This is a genomic window from Hymenobacter sp. YIM 151500-1 (assembly GCF_025979885.1).
Lineage (GTDB): Bacteria > Bacteroidota > Bacteroidia > Cytophagales > Hymenobacteraceae > Hymenobacter.
On the sequence record NZ_CP110139.1, the window covers coordinates 97,230 to 119,017 of the forward strand.

The following is a 21,788-nucleotide window of genomic DNA, read 5'->3' on the forward strand; positions in this document are numbered from 1 at the left end:
ATGGCAACTCTGACGCATCAAGAAAGCGCCACGGCTGAATACCTGGAGGTTTCGCCGAACACCCGCAAACGATTCATCATGCTCATCGTGGCTGGGGCCATTGTGCTGGGGATAGGCCTGTTGCTGGCCGCCCTGGGCATTGGAGCCGAACACCACGAAGGAGCCGCTGCTGCTCATGGTGCTACCAGCCACGGTGCCGGGGCCGCCGAAGGACACCACGGCAGCCCTGCCTGGCTGAAGCGCTTCATTGTTAGTCTGTGGCACAACAACGTCTTCTTCACCGGCGTAGCGGCCGTTGGAACGGTGTTCGTGGCTATTCAATACGTAGCCTATGCCGGCTGGTCCGTGCTCATTAAGCGAATAGCCGAGGCCCTCAGCGCCTGGCTGATTCCGGGTCTTGTGCTCATGCTGGTAATTTTCGGCATCAGCCTGATCAACCACGACATCTTCCACTGGACGATGCCGGGCATTATGGAAAAAGGCAATGCCAACTACGACGCCATTATTGCTGGTAAGCAAGGGTACCTGAACCTGTGGTTCTACATTGCCCGCATGGTGATTTTCCTTGGCCTGTGGGCTTACTTCACGAAGCGTCTGCGCGACTTGTCACTGGCCGAAGACCTGAACGGCGGCACTCAGTACTTCCACAAAAGCATCAACGTTTCGGCGCTGTTCCTGGTAATCTTCGCTGTGTCGTCGCCGATTGCGGCCTGGGACTGGGTGATGTCGGTTGACACGCACTGGTTCTCGACAATGTTTGGCTGGTACGTTTTCGCCTCGTGGTGGGTGTCGGGCATTGCAGCCGTTACGCTGTGTACCATCCTGCTCAAGCAAGCCGGCTACCTGCGCTTCGTGCGCGAAGGCCACCTGCACGACCTGGGCAAATTCATGTTCGGCTTCAGCATTTTCTGGACCTACGTGTGGTTCTCGCAGTTTATGCTGATCTGGTACGCCAACCTACCCGAAGAATCGGTGTACTTCAACCAGCGTCTGGGCGGGTTCAATGGTCAATACACTTGGCTGTTTTTCTTCAACCTATTCATCAACTTCGTATTCCCCTTCCTGGTGCTCATGACCCGGGACGCCAAGCGCCAGATGATCATGCTCAAAATTGTGAGTATTGCTATTCTGATTGGCCACTGGTCGGACTTCTATTTGATGTTGATGCCCGGAACAATGAAAGCAGAGAACGGGTTTATCATTGAGATTGGCACCGCGCTAATTTTCTTGGGAGCCTTCCTGCTGCTGATGACGAAGCGTTTGGCTTCGGCCTCTCTGGTGCCGGTTCACCATCCGTTCCTGGACGAAAGCGTACACCACACCACCTGATTTCAGACATGAGTATTGAGAAGTGAGAAGTTAGACTTGACCGTATAGCAGCATCTCACTTCCTACCTCTCAACTCTCACTTCTACATTTAGCTAATGACTGCTCTTGGTATTGTTCTGGTATTGGTGCTGCTGCTGATCGTCTTTGGTCTGCTGTTCCGCCTCCAGATTTTGACCTCTATTTTCTCGGGAAGCTTTACCCGGGAAGTTGGGGTTAGCAACCGGGTGAATGCTATTCTGTTCCTCATCTTTCTGGTGGCGGGTGGTGCGGCCTTCGCTTGGTCGTTTGTGGATAGCTACGACGCAATGATCGTCCCGATTGCCTCAGTCCATGGCTACGCTACGGAGCGTATGTTCTGGACGACGATGATTATCCTGGGTATTGTGTTTGTGCTGACCCAGGTGTTGCTCTTTGTGTATTCGTATAAGTACCAGCACAAAGAAGGCCGGCGGGCCTTTTTCTTTCCGCATAACAACAAGATTGAGATTATCTGGACGCTGATTCCGGCCATTGTGATGGCAGCCCTCGTGTTTGCCGGCTGGAAGGAATGGTCCCGCATTACAGGGCCGGCTCCGAAAGACGCCGTGGTGGTAGAAGTAATGGGCAAGCAGTTCAACTGGTTGGTACGTTACCCTGGCCGCGACCAAAAACTGGGTGTGGTAAACTACCGACTCATCGATGCTGTCAACGAATTTGGCTTCGACCTGAGTGACCAAAACGGCTTGGATGACTTTACAGTGGGTGAAGTGCACGTTCCGAAAGGTCACCCTGTACTGCTGAAGATTCGTTCGCGCGACGTACTACACGCCGTGTACATGCCGCACTTCCGGGTGCAGATGTATGCCGTACCTGGTATGCCCACCAAGTTCTGGTTCACGCCGACCAAGACAACTGATGAGATGCGGGCCCAGACTGGCAACCCCAAGTTCAACTACGAGTTGGCTTGCAACCAGATCTGCGGCCGTGGCCACTTCGCCATGAAGCTGAACATCGTGGTGGATGAGCCCGACGATTATGTGGCGTGGTTTGCCCAGCAAAAGCCTTTTGCCGAGCAAAACCCCGAAGTTTTGGCCAACTTTAAACAGAAGGCCACCAAAATGGTTGAGAAGGAAGCTGCTGCGGTAGTTCCTGCTACTGCCAACGCTTCGCTTTAACTACACTAACTGCACGCTTCTTACATGGCTGCTAATTTTCCTACTCAAGCGCAAGTGCAAGGTGGTGCCGGCGTAACCGAGCCCGGCGTCTCGCACGACGAGCACACCGAGCACCACGAACAGAATTTTCTGCAGAAGTATGTCTTCAGCACCGACCACAAGGTCATTGCCAAGCAGTTTCTAATTACCGGCATTTTCTGGGCTATTATCGGCGGCACGCTGTCAAGCTTGTTCCGTTTGCAACTGGGCTGGCCTGAATCCACGTTCGAGTGGCTGCAGCCCATCTTGGGCCGTTGGATTGAGGCTGGTAAGCTTAATGCAGAATTTTATCTGGCCCTGGTAACCATGCACGGCACCATCATGGTGTTCTTCGTGCTGACTGCCGGTTTGTCGGGTACGTTCTCCAACTTCCTGATTCCGCTGCAAGTGGGGGCCCGCGACATGGCCTCGGGCTTCATGAACATGCTCTCGTACTGGTTCTTCTTCCTGTCGAGCGTGGTTATGTTCAGCTCTCTGTTTATCGAAACGGGTCCGGCCTCCGCAGGATGGACAATTTACCCGCCGCTGAGTGCCTTGCCGCAAGCTATTCCGGGTTCCGGTGCTGGCATGACGCTGTGGCTGGTGTCGATGGCTCTGTTCATTGTGTCGCAGCTGCTGGGTGGAGTAAACTATATCACCACCGTTATCAACCTGCGCACTCAGGGTATGTCGATGTCGAAACTGCCCCTGACTATCTGGGCTTTCTTCCTGACGGCTATTCTGGGCTTGCTCTCGTTCCCGGTGCTGTTTTCGGCTGCTTTGCTGCTGATCTTCGACCGTTCGTTTGGCACGAGCTTTTTCCTTTCCGACATCTACATTGCCGGGCAGGCGCTGCCGAACACGGGCGGTTCGCCTATCTTGTTCCAGCACCTGTTTTGGTTCTTGGGTCACCCCGAAGTGTACATCGTGATTATGCCCGCTATGGGTATGGTTTCGGAAATTATGGCGACCAATGCCCGCAAGCCTATCTTTGGCTACCGCGCTATGATTGGCTCTTTGCTGGGTATTTCCTTGCTGTCCTTTGTAGTGTGGGCTCACCACATGTTCGTGACGGGCATGAACCCCTTCCTAGGGTCGGTGTTTATGTTCTTGACGCTCATTATTGCTGTGCCTTCAGCGGTGAAGACGTTTAACTGGCTGGCTACGCTGTGGCGCGGTAATATCCGCTTCACCTCGGCTATGTTGTTCTCTATCGGCTTTGTGTCGCTGTTCGTGGCAGGTGGTCTAACTGGTATTGTGCTCGGTAACGCTGCCCTTGATATTCAAATGCACAACACCTACTTTGTGGTGGCTCACTTCCACCTGGTAATGGGCAGCTCGGCCTTCTTTGGCCTGTTTGCCGGGGTGTACCACTGGTTTCCGAAGATGTTCGGCCGCATGATGGATGAAAAGCTGGGCTACGTGCACTTCTGGCTGACCTTCCTCGGCGTGTACCTGGTGTTCCTGCCCATGCACTACGTAGGTATTGCTGGCTTCCCCCGCCGCTACTACGCCTGGACGGGTTTCGACAGCTTCGCGCAGTTTGCTGACCTGAATAAGTTTATTTCGATTGCTGCCATCCTGGCCTTTTTCGCCCAGTTTGTCTTCATCTTCAACTTCTTCTACAGCATCTTCCGCGGCCGCCGCGCCAGCGAAAACCCCTGGAATTCAACTACGCTGGAGTGGACGACTCCGGTGGTTCCCGGCCACGGCAACTGGCCCGGTGCTATTCCGGCCGTGCACCGCTGGCCTTATGATTACAGCAAGCCCGGTGCCGCTGACGACTTCATTCCCCAAAACGTTCCGTACTCCCAGACGCAGTCATCGAACCTGCCCTACGAGCGTGAAATGGAATAGTGCACTGAACAAAATGTAAAAAAGGCCGCTGGGTAACCAGCGGCCTTTTTCGTTGCATAGAAGCCAAATGCAGGCCACGGAAAAGCAAATGATTTTTTGAGCCAAACAGTGGCTATAGTTGTTTTGCACTCAAGTAGCACCTTGCGGCCTGAGCCTGCAGGTATTACCTGAACAGTACGCTCGCCTTTATTCGCTTTATGTCAACTCCCATTTTTGTCCGGCGCTTTCGTTTTGTAGGTATTCTGACAGTAGTGGCCGTGTATGTCCTGATCCTGGTAGGCGGGGTTGTGCGCAGCACGGGCTCGGGCATGGGCTGCCCCGACTGGCCTAAATGCTTCGGCACGTGGGTGCCGCCGACGCACATCAGCCAGTTGCCGGCCAATTACAAGGAAATCTACACTGCCCAGCGGGTTGAGAAGAATAAGAAAGTAGCTGCCCGACTTGAGCGGATGGGCTTCAGCCAAGTGGCGCAGGAAATCTTTGCTCATCCCACTCAGTACATTGAAACCGACTTCAACCCGGTGAAAACCTGGATTGAATACATTAACCGCTTAGTAGGGGCGCTGATCGGCGTATTTGTGTTCTTGACAGTGGTGTTTGCCTGGCCTTACTGGCGCCGCGACGCGCCCGTGTTCTGGTTGGCATTTGCCTCGTTTATCCTGACCGGGGTACAGGGCTGGCTGGGCTCCTTGGTAGTATCGACCAACCTGCTGCCCATCATGGTGACCATTCACATGGGGCTGGCGCTGCTCATTGTGGCTATGCTGCTGTACGCCGTGGATAGGTCGCAGTGGGATGCGCACCAGGCGGTGCGGGTGCGGCCAGTGCCAGGCCTTACGGCTTGGTTGTGGGTGGCGGTGCTGCTCACCTTCGGCCAGATTGTGCTAGGCACTCAGGTGCGGGAGGAAGTAGACATGGTGGCGTTTGCCGCCAACTATCTAAGCCGCGAAACCTGGATTGAGCAGCTCGGCAGCATTTTTCGGGTGCACCGTACGTTTTCGGCCGTGCTGCTGCTCGTAAATGTATACCTGGCGTATCGACTCTACCTGCTACCGTCGCGTCGCCTGCATTGGCTGGCCTCCGCTATTCTCGGGCTGATTGGGGCTGAAATCCTGGCTGGTATCGTGCTGGCGTACTTTGCTTTTCCGGCTGTGGCCCAGCCCCTGCATCTTACCTTGGCTACACTCTTGTTTGGGGCGCAGTTTCTGGCCCTGATTGCCTACCGCCGCGCCACGAAGTTGCAGCCGCAGGGCGCTACTCCGGCGGTTGTTGCGTAACTTTGCGGCCTTGTTGAGCGGGCCCGGTTGCCAGCCAACATTGCATCCACGCTTGATGAACAAGGTCAGGGCTTTCTTTCAGCTGCTCAAATTCCGGCTTGCGCTTACGGTGGCCTTTTCCAGCGCCATCGGCTATTTGCTGGGAGCTCAGGAGCTAGACTGGGGCAAGGCCTTGCTGGTGCTGGTGGGAGGGCTGGCCGTAACGGGCTCGGCCAATACCATCAACCAGATTTTCGAGAAAGACCTCGACCGGCTGATGAAGCGGACGGCTAAGCGGCCCTTGCCGCTGGGAGTGCTGAGCGTAACCGAAGCCTGGATATTCACCGCTGTGCTTGGCGTGGCCGGACTGGCGCTACTGGCTTACTTCTTTAATCCGCTGGCCGCTGCGTTGTCGTTGGTGTCGCTAATCCTGTATGGGTTCGTGTACACTCCGCTCAAGACGATTTCGCCCATCTGCGTGGCCGTAGGAGCCATTCCGGGCGGAATGCCGCCGCTCATTGGCTGGGTAGCTGCTACGGGCGTGCTGGGCCTGGAAGGCTGGATTCTGTTCGGTATTCAGTTTATGTGGCAGTTTCCGCACTTCTGGGCCATTGCCTGGGTGCTCGACGATGACTACAAAAAGGCGGGCTTCAAGATGCTGCCCACGCCCGGCCGCAAAGACCTGCGCACCGCGTTCCAGATTATGACGTACACGCTGGTGCTGATTCCGCTGAGCCTGCTGCCGTTCTACTTTGGTATGACCAGCACCGTGTACCCCATGGTGGCGGCCGTGTGCGGGGTGCTGTTCCTGATGCAGACCTTTTACCTCATGCGCACGGTCAGTAAGAAAGCGGCCATGAGCATCATGTTCGGGTCGTTTCTCTACCTGCCCATTGTGCAGATAGCTCTGGTACTAGACAAAGCGTAACGGCGTCGGGGAGGGAAGAAGTAAGACAGGAGAAGTGAGACAAATGGCCACTAGCTCTTGTTTACTACGTGTCTCACTTCTCATGTCCTACTTCTCACTTCCACTACACTATGCATCCTTCCGAAGCATTACACACCAAGCAGCCCGCTACCGGTATTCACCCGCTGCGGTTTCTGCTGTGGCTGATGATGGTCAGCATCACCATGATTTTCGCGGCCTATACCAGCGCCTACATTGTGCGCCGCGAAGAAGGTAACTGGCTGGAGTTTGAGCTGCCGGGCGGCTTTCTGATTACCACGATACTCATTGCTTTGAGCAGCGCCACCATACAGTGGGCCTGGGCCTCGGCCCGCCAGGATGAGCTGAACCGCGTGCGGACGGGTTTGCTGCTGACCTTCGCGCTGGGAACGGCTTTTCTGGTGGGGCAGTGGCAAATGTGGGTGCAGTTGGTAGACCGGCGCATCTTTTTTGGGGGTACTGATGCCAACCCTTCCGGCTCATTTCTGTATGTACTAACCGGCGTGCACGGATTTCACTTGATTACCGGGCTAATCTTCCTGCTGGTTGTGCTGCGGAAAAGCTTTCAGTATCAGGTGCATTCCCGCCAGATGCTCTCCATCGGCAACGTCACCATCTACTGGCACTTCCTGGGCGCGCTTTGGTTGTACCTGTATTTGTTCCTACTTTTGAACCACTGATTTTCGTCAACCCCCGCACGCTATGTCCACCATTTCCACGACGCAGACGATTTCTGATTCCGCCCTGGATAAGCCGCGCACCGGCACCTGGGACGGCGGAAACGAGCCCTTCAAGGCCAGCTACGGCAAGCTGATGATGTGGTTCTTCCTGCTGTCGGACGCCTTTACGTTCGCCGCCTTCCTGACCACCTACGGCCTGATCCGTCACCGCCACGAAGCCTACACCGGCACGCCCGAAGCTTTCCAGTTTTCGACCAGCTACTGGCCCATCCCGGAAAAGGTGTTCGATGCCTTCCCCGGCCTGCACGGTATTCACCTGCCGCTGGGTTTTGTGGCTTTGATGACGATGATCCTCATCTTCAGCTCCGTAACGATGGTACTGGCCGTGGAAGCAGGCCACCGGATGGATAAGAAAGACGTTCAAAAGTGGCTGTTGTGGACCATTCTGTTTGGCAGCACCTTCCTGGCCTGCCAGGCCTGGGAATGGACCCACTTTATTACGGGCACCGACGAGGGCACACTGATGAATAACGGCACAGTATTCCACGGCGCCAACCTGGTGATGAACCAGTACGGCCCGGTGCTGTTTGCCGACCTGTTCTTCTTCATCACCGGCTTCCACGGCACCCACGTATTCTCAGGTGTCTGCCTGTTGATTTACGCCTTCATTGCCACCACCAACGGCACCTTCGAGAAGCGCGGGCACTACGAAATGGTGGAGAAGATTGGCCTGTATTGGCACTTTGTAGATTTGGTGTGGGTGTTCGTATTCACCTTCTTCTACCTCGTTTAATTGCATACCCGGCAGTGGCTGGTGGCGTCGCCTGAGTGCTGACCTAACCAGCCACTTGCCTTTTCCTTTTGAAGCTCATGGCTCAGCACGCTCCCACTCATTCTGGTCCCGTAGGGGAAATTCCGAAGCCGAACACCGCCTGGATCTGGAAAACTTTCTGGATTATTTCGGCCATTACGGCGCTGGAATTCCTGATTGCCTACATCATGCCGGCCAGCACCCTACGCAATTCCATCTTCATCATCCTGACCATCTTCAAGGCCTTCTTCATCGTGGCCGAGTTCATGCACTTGAAGCATGAAACCAAGGGGCTGATCTGGACGATTCTGATTCCAATGGCACTGCTGATTTGGTTGCTGGTGGCCCTTGTCACGGAAGGCAACTACCTCGGCGAAACCATTCAGAACGCCTTTAAATAGAGCTGATGCGGCCCAAACAAACCTTGGTGTTGGGCCTGATTCTGCTAGTGCCGGTGCTGGCTTTTCTCTTTCTGAAGAGCTTTGGCACCAACCGTTACGCGCTGCCAACTTACTTGCCCGACCGTGTGGACTCCACGCAGGTGGGCGGAAGGTGGCAGCGCGATACTGTTTATCACCAAATCGGTGAGTTCCGGCTGCCCTCACAAGTAGGCCGGGAGGTATCACAGGCGGAACTAGCGGATAAGGGCCTGTACGTGGCCAGTTTCTTTTTTGCCTCGTGCCCCGGCGCCTGCCCACGCCTCAACAGCCAGCTGGCGCGGGTGCAGGAGAAATACCGCCGGGAGCCGCGGGTGCGCCTGGCCTCGTTTACCATCGACCCCGACCACGACTCAGTGGCCGTGCTGGCCCGCTACGCGGAGCGTTACGGCGCCATTGCCGGCAAATGGTTCTTTTTCACGGGTGACAAAACGGCCCTGAGCCGGTTAGCTACTGAAGAGTTTCGGGTGCCGCCCGCGCCGGGTGGCGCCACGACCTCGCTGCATACCCAGCAGGTGTTTCTCGTGGACCGTAACCGGCGCGTGCGCGGCATCTACGACGGCACCAAGGAAAAAGAAATCAACCGCCTCATTACTGAAATCGGCGTCCTGCTCTACGCCTATGACCATGACCACGAATAATTCTGCCCCCGTCGTCAACCCCAGCAACTTCACGAAGTACAAAGTGCTGATGGTGGCGCTGGCCGCCATCATTCCGGTGGCGGTGGCCATTCTGTACCTGTTTCCGGGCGTGTTTGTCATTCCGGGGCTGGAGGTGCGGCGTCTGCCCGCCGTTAATGCCGTGCTCAACTCTCTGACGGCGGTGTTGCTCATGTTAGGCTACTACTTTATCCGGCGGCGGAATGTAGCCCGGCACCGCGCCATGATGGGGCTGGCGTTTTTGCTGGGGTCGTTGTTTCTTGTGTCGTACGTGGCCTACCACTCCCAGGTGCCCAGCACCAAGTTTGGGGGCGAAGGGCTGATTCGGGGCGTGTACTACTTTTTGCTGCTCACGCACATTCTGCTGGCCGCCGTAACGGTAGGGCTGGTGCTGTTCACGCTCTACTACGCCCTTACAGAGCAGTTCGGCAGGCACCGCCGCATTGCCCGCTGGACCTATCCCATCTGGCTGTACGTGTCGGTGACGGGTGTGCTGGTGTACTTTATGATTGCGCCCTATTACCCGCAGTAAGTGAATCCTTTACCGCCACCGGTATGTTTCTATTGTCCGGGGCCGCGGTAACGGCAACTTCGCCCGCGGCTGCATCGTTGACCTGGTAGAGCAAGAGAAGGTATGAAAAACAGAATCTGGAACGGAATGGTGGCGCTGGTGCTCAGCTTGTTCTTGAGCTTGGCGCCCCTGGCGGCACAGGCCCAGTGTACCATGTGCAAAACGCAGGTGGAGGCCTCGCGCCAAGAGAAGGACGGCTACGATACGACCGGTCTGAACAAGGGTATTTTGTATCTGATGGCCATTCCGTACGTGCTAATCGGCGCCGTGGGCTACTTCTGGTACCGTCACAGCCAGAAGCGCAAAGCCACCGCTCATGGCCGCTACTAGCTCCACGCTGCTGAGCCTGTTGGCCCTGCGCTGTCCGCGCTGCCACCGGGGGCCACTGTTCACGCACTCGGCTTTTAACCTGACCAGGTTCACCGACATGCCCAAGGCCTGCCCGGTTTGCCGGCAGGTGTACGAGCCGGAGCCCGGCTTTTATTGGGGGGCCATGTACATCAGCTTTGTTTTTTCCACGGCAATTATGCTGGTGACGGGCTTTCTGGTGTATCACCTGCTCGACGACCCCGCAGTGTGGGTATACGTGACTTGGGTGGCAGTAGCGGCCGTGCTTCTCACGCCCCTGAGCCTGCGCTACTCCCGCGCCCTGATGCTCTACCTGTTTGGCGGCACCGGCTACGACCCGCGCTACGCCGGCTCGCCTTACCACCCTACCACCGAAACTGACGACGAGTAGGAAATGCCGCCAAATGGGCGGCATTTTTGCTTGTATCGCCGAGCCTGTTCATCTTTCGGTTCTGTAGGCCAGCGCATTGTCCGTAATATCCCTGATTCTTGAAGTTTAACCGGCTTTCCTTTCATTCTCCCCTTCCCTTACTACTGCTGGCGCTGTTGTGCTTTGCGTGCGCCTACCTTAGCAACCGGTACGGCCAGACGCCGGAGCTGGGGCTGCGGGCCGCCGCCGACCGGCTGCAGACGCTGGTGCGGGAGGCCGAAGCCGTGGGCCGGCAGGAAGCCGATGCCTTGGCCGAAGACCTGGCCGCTGGCGCCATCAGCTTCCAGACCCTGACCGGCCACACCACGTACCCGACTTTTGTATTCCGGGGCGAGGAACTGCTGTACTGGTCCGACCACACGGTGCGGCCCGAGCCCGAGCACGCCAGCCAGCCCGTACGCGAAAAGCTGGTGGAGATGCGCTTTGGGCAGTTTCTGCTGTTGCGCCGGCCGGCCGGCCCTTACACCATCATCACCTATATTCCGCTGGAGCTGCGCTACGGTATCAGCAACCGGTATCTGCGTGAGGGCAGCGAGCAGGCGCTGTTCTGGGGCATGAACGTGCGGCTGGTAGCCGAAGGCAACACGGGCCATCTGCCCCAGGTGCACTCGTCCAGCGGCAGCTACTTGTTTTCAATTGAGAGCCTACAGTCCGATCCGGTAACGGGGCGCTATGTGCCGCTGCTGCTGCTGCTGCTCGGAATTGGCTTTTATATCCTCGGGTGGCTGCACGTGGCGCGGCGGCTGTTCCGGCAGGGGCGCGTCTGGCACGGGGCGCTGGCCATTGTGCTGCCGCTGGCTGGCTTTCGAGCCCTGCTGCTCTATTGGAGCCTCCCGTTCTCGTTTATTGAGCTACGCCTGTTCGACCCGCGGGTGTACGCAGCGTCGTGGTTGTCGCCGTCTCTGGGCGACTTACTGCTGAACGCGGGGCTGTTTGTGATAACGGCTACGTTTACGCTACGGCTGTTTCGGCGCTCCGGGCTGTTGCAGCAAGCGGGCCGGGTGCAGGGCTGGCGGCAGCGGGTGGTAGCGGGGGCCCTGCCCGTGCTGGTATTCTTTGGGCTGCTGGAAATGCTGTTCAGCTTCTACAGCGACAGCGCAAACAACTCCCAGCTGGTGCTCGACATCACCCAGGACATTGAGGTGAGCAGCTTCAAAGCCCTGCTCTGCCTGGCCATTGTGCTGCACACGGCCGGCTACCTGATTGGGTTTTACATCTGTTCCCTACTGTTTACGGCCATTGTGCGCCCCTCCACGCGGCGGGTGGGGCTGCTGCTGCTGCTGCTGGGGGCGGGCCTGTTCCTGGGGCTGGGGCTGATTCTCGGGCAGGTGCACGCCATCCTGATGGGTATCACCCTCTCGTTTTTTCTGGTGCTGCGCTTCACCGGGCTCAAGCAGATCGGGGCCGTGCTGCCCTACCACGTCTACCTGTTTTTGTTTCTGATGCTGGGCGTCAGCTCGGCCGTGGGGGCGCTGGCCCTGTACGAGTACTTCAACCGGCAACTGCTGCTCAACAAGCAAACCATGGCCGGCAATCTGCTTGTCGACAACGACTTGCAGGGCGAATACCTGCTGGCCGAGCGGGCCCGCGAAATGGCCGAAGACCAGACCCTGCGCGCCCTGCTGGCCAGTCCGTTCGTCAACCAGGACATTATCCGGCAGAAAGTGGCCAAGTACTATTTGCGAGGCTATTTTGATAAGTATGAGGTGGTGGTGACCTTGTTTGGGCCCAACGGCCTGGCCGTGGGCATGCCCGGCAACCTGGTGCAGATGCGCAATTACCTGCTGCGCGACGCCGTGCCCACCGAAAACCCGGCCATCTACCTGCTGCGCGGGCCCAACTCGTTCAGCAGCCGGCGGTACGTGGCATTTCTGCCCATTCCGGTGCCGCCGCTGGGCACCAGCCACGTGGTGCTCGAACTCGCGCTGAAGAAGCTGACCGCCAACAGCGTGGTGCCCGAGCTGCTCGTAGACCAGAAATTCTTTCAGCCCGGCCTGGGCACTGGCCTCAGCTACGCCGGCTACGAAAACAACCAGCTGGTGTACACCGAGGGCGACTTCGACTACGTGAACAGCCTGCCCACGGCCTGGCTGAGCGACCCGAGCCTCTATGCCGAAGGCTTTTCGGCCGGGGGCTTCCAGCACCTGGGCGTGCGCGGCTCCGGCAAACGGGTGGTTATCATCACCACGGCCACCTACTCGGTGTACGACTGGCTGGCCAACTTCTCCTTCCTGTTTCTGCTGCACGCTTTTGCGTTGATGGTGGTGCTGGGGGCCTATGCCCTAACCCAGGGCCGTTACCGGATGCTGCTGCAAACCAACTTCAGCACCAAGATTCAGCTGTTCCTGAACCTGGGTATTCTGGTGCCCATGGCGGTGGTGAGCATTGCCACGGCCAGCCAGATTACCTCCTCCTACAAGCGCGACCTGCGCCGTTCCTACGAGCGGCGCGGCCGGGCCGTGCAGGAAAACCTGCTCAAGAACCGGCTGCTGCTGGCCGAGTCGGCCGACCGGGCCGCGCTGGTGGACCTGGCCGAGAACGTGGCCGCCCTGACCGAAACCGACCTCAACCTCTACAACGCCAAGGGCGAGCTGCTGGTGAGCAGCCAGCCGCTGATTGTGGAGTCGGGGCTGCTGAGCACCTTGCTCAACCCGCAGGCGGTGGCCGCGCTCATGGAAGGGCGGCAGCCGCGGGTGCTGCTCACCGAGCACGCCGGCACGCTGTCGTTCAACTCCCTGTACCTGCCGCTGCGGGCCGTGGCCGCCCGGCCGGGGCAGCCGGGCGCGGTGGTGGGCTACGTGGGCATTCCGTTCTTCGACTCTAAAAAAGACCTCAACAACAAGCTCACGGAGCTGATTTCGACCACCCTGAACATCTTCACCGTGATGTTCATCCTGTTCTTGGTGCTGGCTTACCTGGCCTCGAAAGTGCTGACCGGGCCGCTGCGGCTGATAACCGAAAAGCTCAAGCAAACCACCCTAACGGGCCAGAACGAAATGCTGGCTTACAACTCCGACGACGAAATCGGGCTGCTGGTGCGCGAGTACAACCACATGCTCTTGAAGCTGGAGGAAAGCAAGCAGGAGCTGGCCATGCAGGAGAAGGAGGCGGCCTGGCGCGAAATGGCCCGGCAGGTGGCCCACGAAATCAAGAACCCGCTGACGCCCATGAAGCTCAGCCTGCAATTCTTGCAGAAGGCCATTGCCGAGCGCCGCGACAATGCCGAGGAGCTAATTGGCAAAATCTCCCAGACGCTTATCACCCAGATTGACGTGCTGTCGGACATTGCCACCTCGTTCAGCACCTTCACCAACCTGCCCGCCATGCGGCCCGAGCGCCTGGACGTGGTGCCCATTCTGCGGCGGTGCGTGGGCCTGCACCAGGACCGCACCGGCGGCAGCGGCATCCAGCTCAAGCTGCCCGACGATGCCGATACCGGCCGCTACGTGGTGTACGCCGACGAAAACCTGCTGGTGCGCACCTTCAACAACCTGCTTATCAACGCCCTGCAAGCCGTGCCCGCCGACCGCGCTCCGGAAATCGAGGTCAGCCTGGAGGCCCACGGCTCCGACCGGCTGCGCATCTGCATTCAAGATAACGGCTGCGGAATTCCGGCTGCGGTGCAGGACAAGGTGTTCGTGCCCAATTTCACCACCAAAGAGCACGGCTCCGGCATTGGACTGGCCGTGGTTCGGCGCGGCATTGAAAGCGCCGGCGGTACCATCTGGTTTGAAACCGAGGTAGAAAAAGGCACCACCTTCTGCATCGACCTGCCGCTGGCTGGCTGAACCGCGGATTGTGCAGGCTAATTGGATTGCACAGATTGAGGTGGAACCTGGGTTATAAGCAAATGAGCTGTAGGAGGGAGAAGTGTAACTTCCGTCTCGCGCACCCTGCTACAGGTGACTTACGAACGAGGAAACGGTTATCGTTAAGGGCTGGGAAAAGCAGGACATACCTGAATCTGTGCAATCCAACTAATCTGCACAATCTGTGATTATGATGGGGCGGCTACTGTCTGGTTTTCTGCGCGTTTGGGTGCTGCTGGCGGTGCTGGCGGCCTCAGTAGGCGCGGGACAGGCCCAGCAGCGGCCCGGCGGTCCGGCCGCCCCGCCCAGCACCCGGCGCTGCGCCTGGGTGCGCCTGCCGGCCGGGCGCGACACGGTGGAGTTCAGCCTACGCGACTCGATGACCGTGGTGCCGTCCTCCGTGAGCATAGCTGGGCGCTCCGTCAGCTACGACGGCCGCACCGACCTTTACCGTTACGTGCGGCCCGCCACCCGCTTTCCGGCTCCGGAGCCGGGGCAGCCTGACGTGGTATTTTCCCTGCACGCCGACTCGGTACAGGTGTGCTACCGGGTGCTGCCGGTGCAGCTGGCGGCTCCGCGGACGTTGCGGCCCCGCACGCTCATGGACAGCGTGGAGTTTTGGCAGCGGCCGGCCTTTGGGGTGCAGGACTTTGCGGTGAAAGAGCAGATTCTGAGCACGCCGGGCATCAACAAAACCGGCAACCTGAGCCGGGGCGTGTCGTTCGGCAACGCCCAGAACGTGTTCGTCAACTCCTCGCTCAACCTCCAGCTGGAAGGCCGCCTCACCGACCAGATCAACCTGACGGCGGCCATCAGCGACCAGAACGTGCCGTTTCAGCCCGAGGGCAACACCCAGCAGCTCCAGGAGTTCGACCGGATTTACATCACCCTCACCCACCCGCGCTGGAGCCTGACGGCCGGCGACGTAGTACTGCGCAACAAGCCCGACTACTTTCTGCGCTTCTATAAAAACGTGCAGGGCGCGGCCCTGGAAGCCAATTTCGGGCGCCTACCCACCGGGGGCGGATTTGGGGTGGGCGTGGGGCCGGGTGTCAGCAACCTGTCCTTGTATCAGTACCCCAACGCCAGTGGCACCAGCACGGGCACCTTCGTGACGGCTCCGCCCACGGTGCCGGGCCAGCCCCAGCCGGCGGGCAGCACCCTGCCGGCCAGCGGCGTGTCGGGGGCGGCAGCTTCGCAGACGATTTCCGCGGTGGTGCCGCTGCGGCGCGGGGCGTCATTTGCCACCACTACCGTGGCGGCGGGCGTGGCCAAGGGCAAGTTTGCCAGCATCGACATTACGCCCCTGGAAAACGTGCAGGGCCCGTACCGCCTGCGCGGGCCCAACGGGGAGCAGTTTATCATCATCCTGGCCAACTCCGAGCGGGTATTTCTGGACGGGCGGCTCATGGTGCGGGGTTTCGACTTCGATTACATCATCGACTACAACCAAGCCGAAATCACCTTTTCGCCCCGCCACCTCATCACCCGTAATTCCCGCATCAAGGTTGATTTCGAGTACTCCGACTTCAACTACGCCCGCTCCCTCTACCACGCCAGCCACTACCAGCAGCTGGGCCGCGTGCAGGTGCACGCCAACCTCTACCGCGAATCCGACAACCCCGACAACTCGCCCAACCTCACCCTGCGCGAGGAAGACCGGGAGCTGCTGCGCGGCATCGGCGACAACGTGAACCGGGCCGTAGCGCCCGGTGCCGACTCCGTGGCCTACGACCGGCGCCAGGTGCAGTACAACCGCGTGGTGCAGCCCGACCCCGTTACCGGCCAGCGCACGGCCGTGTTCGTGTACCCGCCCGACTCCGCCCGCGGGGTGTACAGTGTGCGCTTTACTAGCGTGGCGCCGGGCCAGGGCTCCTACAACCTGAGCACCAAGCCGGGCGCCGTGAATGCCAACGGCCGGGTGTTCGAGTTTGTGGGCCAGGGGCGCGGCACCTACGCCCCGGTGCGGGTGCTGCCCACGCCCCTGCAAAAGCAAGTAGCCACCGTGGGCGCCGCCCTCCGTATCGACTCCACGGCCACGGTGTTCGTGGACTTGGCCGCCTCGGAGCTGGACCTGAACCGGTTTTCGCCGGAGGCGGCCCAGGGCCGGGCCATGCGGGTGGGCTACGCCGTGCAGGACCGGGCCCTGAACCTGCCGGGCCTGCGCCAGTACAAGCTGCGCTCGGCCCTCGACTACGAGTACACCAGCCGCCACTTCGCGCCCATCGACCGGTACCGCGACATTGAGTTTGACCGCAACTGGAGCACCTCGAACACGCTCATCACCAACTCCCAGCAACCCCACGAAGACAACATCCTGAACTTCGCGGTGGGAGCGGTGAAGGACGCCGACAATGCCCTGGGCTACCGCGTCAGCCGCCGCTACCGGGCCCGGGAGGTGAGCGGGGTGCAGCACTGGCTCGACGTGGCCCAGCAGCGCGGGCCGGTGCAGATGCGCGCCAACCTGTTTGTGCTGGGCTCCGAAGCGGGCCGCCGCCGCTCCCGTTGGGCGCGGGGCGAAGCCACCGCCCGCTTCACCGGGGCGCCCGTTGTGCCTGGCTACGCCTACCGTTTCGACAAAAACCGGGTGCAGCTGCCGTCGGGCGATTCGCTGTCGTCGGCCAACTACTTCGACGAGCACGCTGTGTTTGTGCAGAGCCGCGACTCGGCCGCCACCCGCTTCCGCCTCGACTACAGCTACCGCCGCGACCAGGCCCCTAACCCCGAGCGCACCGAGCTGCGCCCGCGCGGCCGGGCCCAAACCTGGCAGGGTGCCCTCACTACCCGCCTGGGCCGCACCCAGGATTTGGCCGTGCTGGCCACCTACCGCGACCTGGCCGCCCGCGACTCGGCCCGGCAGCGCACCGTGCTGGGCAAGCTCGACTGGAACGCCAGCTTCCTGCAGAACGTGCTGCGCTCGGAGCTGACCTACGCCGTGGCCACGGGCCGGGAGCTGAAGCGCGACTTTTCGTTTTTGCCCGTACCCAACGGCCAGGGCACCCACTACTACGGCGGCGACGCCAACCAGAACGGCCGCGAGGACAAGGAAGAGTTTTTCGAGGCCCAGACCCCGGATGCCCAGTTTCGCACCCACATCAAGGTGTTTCTGCCCACCGACGAGTACATCCTGGCCTTCACCAACCGCTTCAGCTACCGGCTCACTACCACCGCGCCGCGGAATTGGCGGGAGGCCGGTGGGCTGCGCGGGCTGGTGGGGCGGTTTTCGGCCCTGAGCACCGTAACCCTGGACCGCAAAACCACCGACAACAGCCTATCCTCGCGCCTTAATCCCTTTGCCTTCCAGACCGCCGACGCCCTGCTCCTGAGTCTGAACAAGCTGCTGCGCAACACCGTGTACTTCAACCGCTCCAGTCCCATTTTCGGGGCTGAGCTGACTGTGCAGCAGGCCCAGCAGAAGGTACTGCTCACCCAGGGCTCCGACACCCGCAACCAAGCCAGCCAGAGCGTGCTGCTGCGCCGCACCCTGGCCCAGACCTTCACGGCCCGCCTCACCACCACCCGCAGCATCCGCGAAAACCTATCCGACTACCTCGTGGCCCGCAACTTCCGGCTCCAGCAGCTGGAGGTGGCGCCCGAGCTGAGCTACCAGCCCAGCAACGTGCTGCGCCTCACCGGCACCTACCTGCGCACCTCCCGCCAGAACACCCGCCCCGGCCCCGACCAGGACGCCCGCGGTACCTTCGACGAGCTGGGCCTGGAAACCCGCGTCAGCCAGGTGGGCAAGCGCACCCTCTCGGCCGTTACTCGCTACGTGCGCGTCGATTTCCGCGGCGACCAGGTGTCGTTGGTAGGCCTGGAAATCCTGCAAGCCCTGCGCCCCGGCGCCAATTTTACCTGGAACCTGAACCTGGAGCAGCGCCTCAGCAACGGCCTGAACGTGACCCTGGCCTACGACGGCCGCAAGCCCAACGGCCTCCCCGCCGTACACACGGGCAGGATGCAGGTATCGGTACTATTTTAGGAGAGATATACAAAGGGATGGCGCGGGGGTGTGGTCCACAGTCATCGAAACAGCTTGTGTAGAGACGCGACCCTTCGAGTCTCATCGTCCGCGCCGGCAGAACGAGCTAGTTGGGTCGTACAACGAGGAGACGCGAAGGGGCGTGTCTCTACAATCGTGCAGACAATTATTCTGGCAGAGGAGCAGAAGCTCCCGGACGGCGCTACATCGCCTTATACTCGTTCCAACTCTTAATTTTCAAGTCCTCTATCCCCAGCGTGCAGAAAGCCAGAATAAAGGCCCGCGCCAGCCGCGCATTCGTCAGCAAGGGCACGCCGGAATCCACGGCGGTGCGGCGGATTTTGTAGTCGTTGTCCAGCTCGCCTTTGGAGAGGTTTTTCGGGACGTTGATGACCAAGTCGATTTTCTTTTCCTTCAGGTAGGTTAGCACGTTGGGCTCCTGCATATCGTTGGGCCAGAAGAGCAGGCTCGAGGGCACGTTGTTTTCGGCGAAGAAGCGGTGGGTGCCCTGGGTGGCGTAGATCCGGTACCCGCGCTTCACCAGTAGCTCGGTGGCGGAGAGCAGCGCCACTTTCGACTGGATGGTGCCGCCGGAAATCAGCACCGATTTCTGCGGGATTTTGTAGCCCACGCTCAGCATGGCTTTCAGCAGGGCTTCCTCGGCGGTGTCGCCCAGGCAGCCTACTTCGCCGGTGCTCACCATGTCGACGCGCAGCACCGGGTCGGCGCCGGGCAGGCGGGTGAACGAGAACTGCGGGGCCTTCACGCCCACGAAGGGCAGGTCGTACACCCGCTCGCTTTCGTCGCGCGCTACTTGCTTGCCCAGCAGCACTTGGGTAGCCTTTTTGATGAGGTTGTTGCCCGATATTTTCGACACGAACGGGTAGCTGCGCGAGGCGCGCAGGTTGCACTCAATCACGCGTATTTCCCGGTTTTTCTCCAGGAACTGGATGTTGAACGGCCCGCTGATCTGGAAGCGCCGGGCAATCTTCTCGGCAATGACCTTGAGCTTGCGCACCGTGCCCACGTACACGCGCTGCGGCGGGTAATACATGGTGGCGTCGCCGGAGTGCACGCCGGCAAACTCCACGTGCTCCGATATGGCGTAGCTCACGATTTCGCCCCGGTCGGCCACGGCGTCCAGCTCGATTTCCTTGGCTTCCTGGATAAACTCCGACACCACCACCGGGTACTCGGCGCTGACGGCGGCGGCCAGCTTCAAGTACTCTTCCAGCTCCTGCGGGTTCAACACCACGTTCATGGCCGCGCCCGACAACACGTAGCTGGGCCGGATGAGCACCGGGTAGCCCACTTCCCGCACGAAGGCGTGAATGGCTTCCATGCTTGTCAGCTCGCTCCAGCGCGGCTGGGCAATGCCCAGCTCGTCGAGGATGCTGCTGAACTTGTGGCGGTTCTCGGCCTCGTCGATGCGGGCCGCCGAAGTGCCCAGGATGGGCGCGCCGGCCTGCTCCAGGCGGGTGGCGATGTTGTTGGGAATCTGCCCGCCGGTACTCAGAATCACGCCCTCGGGTAACTCAAACTCCAGGATGTCCATCACCCGCTCGAAGCTCAGCTCCTCGAAGTAGAGCCGGTCGCTCACGTCGTAGTCGGTCGAGACGGTTTCGGGGTTGTAGTTGATGATGATGGACTTGTAGCCTTCCTCGGCCACGGTCTGCACGGCCTGCACGCCGCACCAATCGAACTCCACCGACGAGCCGATGCGGTACACGCCCGAACCCAGCACGGCCACCGACTTGGCGGTTTCGCGGGCCAGGTCGTTTTCGGTGCCGTGGTAGGTGAGGTAGAGGTAGTTGGTGCGGGCCGGAAACTCGGCGGCCAGCGTGTCAATCTGCTTCACCACGGGCCGCACGCCCAGGGCCTGGCGGCGGGCGCGCACCAGCAGCTCGTTGGCTTTGACGTTGCTGGTGGCGCTGTTCTCGCCCAGCAGCAGCACGGCAATCTGCTGGTCCGAGAAACCGGCTTTCTTTACCTCGCGCAACAGCTTGGTTTCCAACGAGTCCAGGCCGGTGGCGCGGCCGGCGGCCAGCTGCTGGCCGAGTTGGAAAATCGTGAACAGGCGCTGCAAAAACCAGTGGTCGATGCGCGTCAGCTGGTGTACCTGTTCCAGCGTGTAGCCGGCCTCGAAGGCGTGGTTGATGGCGAAGATGCGCTCCTCGTTCGGCTCGCTCAGCAGCTTGTCAATCGTGTCTTGGTCGACGTGCTCGGGCCGGTTGGCCACAAAGCCGCGCCGGCCGGTGTCGAGCATCCGCAAACCCTTCTGAATGGCTTCCTCAAACGACTTGCCGATGGCCATGACCTCGCCCACGCTCTTCATGGCCGAACCAATCTGCCGGTTCACGCCCGAGAATTTGCCCAGGTCCCAGCGCGGCAGCTTCACCACTACGTAGTCCAGGGCCGGCTCGAAAAAGGCCGACGTGGTTTGCGTGACGCTGTTTTTCAGCTCGGCCAGCGAGTAGCCTAGACTCAGTTTGGCGGCCACGAAAGCCAGCGGGTAGCCCGTGGCCTTGGAAGCCAGCGCCGAGGAGCGCGACAAGCGCGCATTCACCTCAATCACCCGATAATCTTCTGACTCCGGATCCAAAGCGTACTGAATATTGCACTCGCCCACGATGCCCAAGTGCCGGATGGTCTGGATGCCGATGCTGCGCAGCTTGTGGTACTCGCGGTTGCTGAGCGTCTGCGACGGGGCCACCACGATGCTCTCGCCGGTGTGGATGCCGATGGGGTCGAAGTTTTCCATGTTGCAGACCGTGATGCAGTTATCAAACTGGTCGCGCACTACTTCGTACTCCACTTCCTTCCAGCCCTTGAGCGATTCTTCCACCAGAATCTGGTCCGACGTGGTAAAGGCCTGCCGGGCCAGGGCACGCAGCTCGTCCATGTTGTTGGCAAAGCCGCTGCCCAGCCCGCCCAGCGCAAACGCCGCCCGCACGATGATGGGAAAGCCGATTTTCTCGCCGGCCAGCAGGGCATCGTCCAGCGTCGTCACGGCCACGCTGCGGGCGCAGAGTACGCCAATCTGCGCCAGCTTCTCCTTGAAAATCTCCCGGTCCTCGGTGTCGATGATGCTCTGCACGGGCGTACCCAGCACCCGCACGCTGTACTTCTCAAATACGCCGGCGCGGAACAGGGCCACGGCGCAGTTCAGGGCCGTCTGCCCGCCAAACGCTACCAGAATGCCATCGGGCCGCTCCTTTTTGATGACCTCCTCCACGAAGTAGGGCGTCACGGGCAGAAAGTACACGTCGTCGGCCATGCCCTCCGAGGTCTGCACGGTGGCAATGTTGGGGTTGATGAGGATGGTACGGATGCCTTCCTCCTTGAGTGCTTTGAGGGCTTGCGAGCCGGAATAGTCGAACTCTCCGGCCTCGCCGATTTTGAGGGCGCCGGAACCGAGGATGAGAACTTTGTTGGGTTTGTTCATTCTAAGGGTTGGGTAACAGACCGTCGGGTCGTGTTAAAAAGGCAGTCGGGTTAGTG

15 protein-coding genes are annotated in these 21,788 nt (G+C 60.0%); 14 read left to right on the forward strand and 1 reads right to left on the reverse strand.

Annotation, left to right across the window (positions count from 1 at the left end):
• The 14 genes from OIS53_RS00360 to OIS53_RS00425 all read left to right on the forward strand — a co-directional run bounded on the left by OIS53_RS00360 (position 1) and on the right by OIS53_RS00425 (position 18,287).
• The gene (locus OIS53_RS00360; RefSeq protein WP_264680402.1) at positions 1–1,329 is read left to right on the forward strand and encodes a quinol:cytochrome C oxidoreductase; all 1,329 of its coding nucleotides are present in this window, start codon (positions 1–3) and stop codon (positions 1,327–1,329) included.
• Between the two features lie 95 nt (positions 1,330–1,424).
• Positions 1,425–2,483 carry a cytochrome c oxidase subunit II gene (locus OIS53_RS00365; protein WP_264680403.1) on the forward strand — a complete coding sequence of 353 codons (1,059 nt, stop codon included), beginning with the start codon at positions 1,425–1,427 and terminating at the stop codon, positions 2,481–2,483.
• A gap of 24 nt (positions 2,484–2,507) precedes the next feature.
• Complete coding sequence (locus tag OIS53_RS00370) at positions 2,508–4,358, forward strand: cytochrome c oxidase subunit I (RefSeq protein WP_264680404.1); 1,851 nt, start codon at positions 2,508–2,510, stop codon at positions 4,356–4,358.
• 197 nt (positions 4,359–4,555) lie between these two features.
• The gene (locus OIS53_RS00375; RefSeq protein ID WP_264680405.1) at positions 4,556–5,635 is read left to right on the forward strand and encodes a COX15/CtaA family protein; all 1,080 of its coding nucleotides are present in this window, start codon (positions 4,556–4,558) and stop codon (positions 5,633–5,635) included.
• A gap of 55 nt (positions 5,636–5,690) precedes the next feature.
• A complete protein-coding gene (gene cyoE, locus OIS53_RS00380; RefSeq protein ID WP_264680406.1) occupies positions 5,691–6,542 on the forward strand; it encodes a heme o synthase in 852 nt (283 codons plus the stop codon).
• A gap of 110 nt (positions 6,543–6,652) precedes the next feature.
• The gene (locus OIS53_RS00385; protein ID WP_264680407.1) at positions 6,653–7,240 is read left to right on the forward strand and encodes a cytochrome c oxidase subunit 3; all 588 of its coding nucleotides are present in this window, start codon (positions 6,653–6,655) and stop codon (positions 7,238–7,240) included.
• Positions 7,241–7,262: 22 nt separating this feature from the next.
• Complete coding sequence (locus tag OIS53_RS00390) at positions 7,263–8,033, forward strand: cytochrome c oxidase subunit 3 (protein WP_264680408.1); 771 nt, start codon at positions 7,263–7,265, stop codon at positions 8,031–8,033.
• Between the two features lie 77 nt (positions 8,034–8,110).
• Positions 8,111–8,452, forward strand: coding sequence for a cytochrome C oxidase subunit IV family protein (locus OIS53_RS00395; protein WP_264680409.1), 342 nt, complete (start codon positions 8,111–8,113; stop codon positions 8,450–8,452).
• 5 nt (positions 8,453–8,457) lie between these two features.
• A complete protein-coding gene (locus OIS53_RS00400) occupies positions 8,458–9,129 on the forward strand; it encodes an SCO family protein (protein WP_264680410.1) in 672 nt (223 codons plus the stop codon).
• Positions 9,110–9,679 (forward strand): DUF420 domain-containing protein, encoded by a 570-nt coding sequence (locus tag OIS53_RS00405; RefSeq protein ID WP_319805467.1) that lies wholly within the window; start codon positions 9,110–9,112, stop codon positions 9,677–9,679. Before OIS53_RS00400 ends, OIS53_RS00405 begins: the two co-directional genes overlap by 20 nt.
• 102 nt (positions 9,680–9,781) lie before the next feature.
• Entirely contained in the window at positions 9,782–10,048 is a 267-nt protein-coding gene (locus tag OIS53_RS00410) for a hypothetical protein (protein WP_264680411.1), read from the forward strand.
• Positions 10,035–10,457, forward strand: a complete 423-nt coding sequence (locus tag OIS53_RS00415; RefSeq protein ID WP_264680412.1) for a DUF983 domain-containing protein — start codon at positions 10,035–10,037, stop codon at positions 10,455–10,457. Before OIS53_RS00410 ends, OIS53_RS00415 begins: the two co-directional genes overlap by 14 nt.
• Positions 10,458–10,612: 155 nt before the next feature.
• Complete coding sequence (locus OIS53_RS00420; RefSeq protein ID WP_264680413.1) at positions 10,613–14,284, forward strand: sensor histidine kinase; 3,672 nt, start codon at positions 10,613–10,615, stop codon at positions 14,282–14,284.
• Positions 14,285–14,495: 211 nt separating this feature from the next.
• On the forward strand, positions 14,496–18,287 hold the full coding sequence (locus OIS53_RS00425; RefSeq protein WP_264680414.1) for a hypothetical protein: 3,792 nt from the start codon (positions 14,496–14,498) through the stop codon (positions 18,285–18,287).
• 202 nt (positions 18,288–18,489) lie between these two features.
• Here the strand turns inward: OIS53_RS00425 and carB are convergent, their stop codons facing one another.
• The gene (gene carB, locus OIS53_RS00430) at positions 18,490–21,732 is read right to left on the reverse strand and encodes a carbamoyl-phosphate synthase (glutamine-hydrolyzing) large subunit (RefSeq protein WP_264680415.1); all 3,243 of its coding nucleotides are present in this window, start codon (positions 21,730–21,732) and stop codon (positions 18,490–18,492) included.
• Between the last annotated feature and the right edge of the window lie 56 nt (positions 21,733–21,788).

Coding starts and splice junctions, on each gene's coding strand:
- OIS53_RS00390 (WP_264680408.1), top strand. CDS start 7,263: ATGTCCACCATTTCCACGACGCAGACGATTTCTGATTCCGCCCTGGAT.
- OIS53_RS00360 (WP_264680402.1), top strand. CDS start 1: ATGGCAACTCTGACGCATCAAGAAAGCGCCACGGCTGAATACCTGGAG.
- OIS53_RS00400 (WP_264680410.1), top strand. CDS start 8,458: ATGCGGCCCAAACAAACCTTGGTGTTGGGCCTGATTCTGCTAGTGCCG.
- OIS53_RS00410 (WP_264680411.1), top strand. CDS start 9,782: ATGAAAAACAGAATCTGGAACGGAATGGTGGCGCTGGTGCTCAGCTTG.
- carB (WP_264680415.1), bottom strand. CDS start 21,732: ATGAACAAACCCAACAAAGTTCTCATCCTCGGTTCCGGCGCCCTCAAA.
- OIS53_RS00370 (WP_264680404.1), top strand. CDS start 2,508: ATGGCTGCTAATTTTCCTACTCAAGCGCAAGTGCAAGGTGGTGCCGGC.
- OIS53_RS00395 (WP_264680409.1), top strand. CDS start 8,111: ATGGCTCAGCACGCTCCCACTCATTCTGGTCCCGTAGGGGAAATTCCG.
- OIS53_RS00405 (WP_319805467.1), top strand. CDS start 9,110: ATGACCATGACCACGAATAATTCTGCCCCCGTCGTCAACCCCAGCAAC.
- OIS53_RS00425 (WP_264680414.1), top strand. CDS start 14,496: ATGATGGGGCGGCTACTGTCTGGTTTTCTGCGCGTTTGGGTGCTGCTG.
- OIS53_RS00415 (WP_264680412.1), top strand. CDS start 10,035: ATGGCCGCTACTAGCTCCACGCTGCTGAGCCTGTTGGCCCTGCGCTGT.
- OIS53_RS00365 (WP_264680403.1), top strand. CDS start 1,425: ATGACTGCTCTTGGTATTGTTCTGGTATTGGTGCTGCTGCTGATCGTC.
- OIS53_RS00385 (WP_264680407.1), top strand. CDS start 6,653: ATGCATCCTTCCGAAGCATTACACACCAAGCAGCCCGCTACCGGTATT.
- OIS53_RS00375 (WP_264680405.1), top strand. CDS start 4,556: ATGTCAACTCCCATTTTTGTCCGGCGCTTTCGTTTTGTAGGTATTCTG.
- cyoE (WP_264680406.1), top strand. CDS start 5,691: ATGAACAAGGTCAGGGCTTTCTTTCAGCTGCTCAAATTCCGGCTTGCG.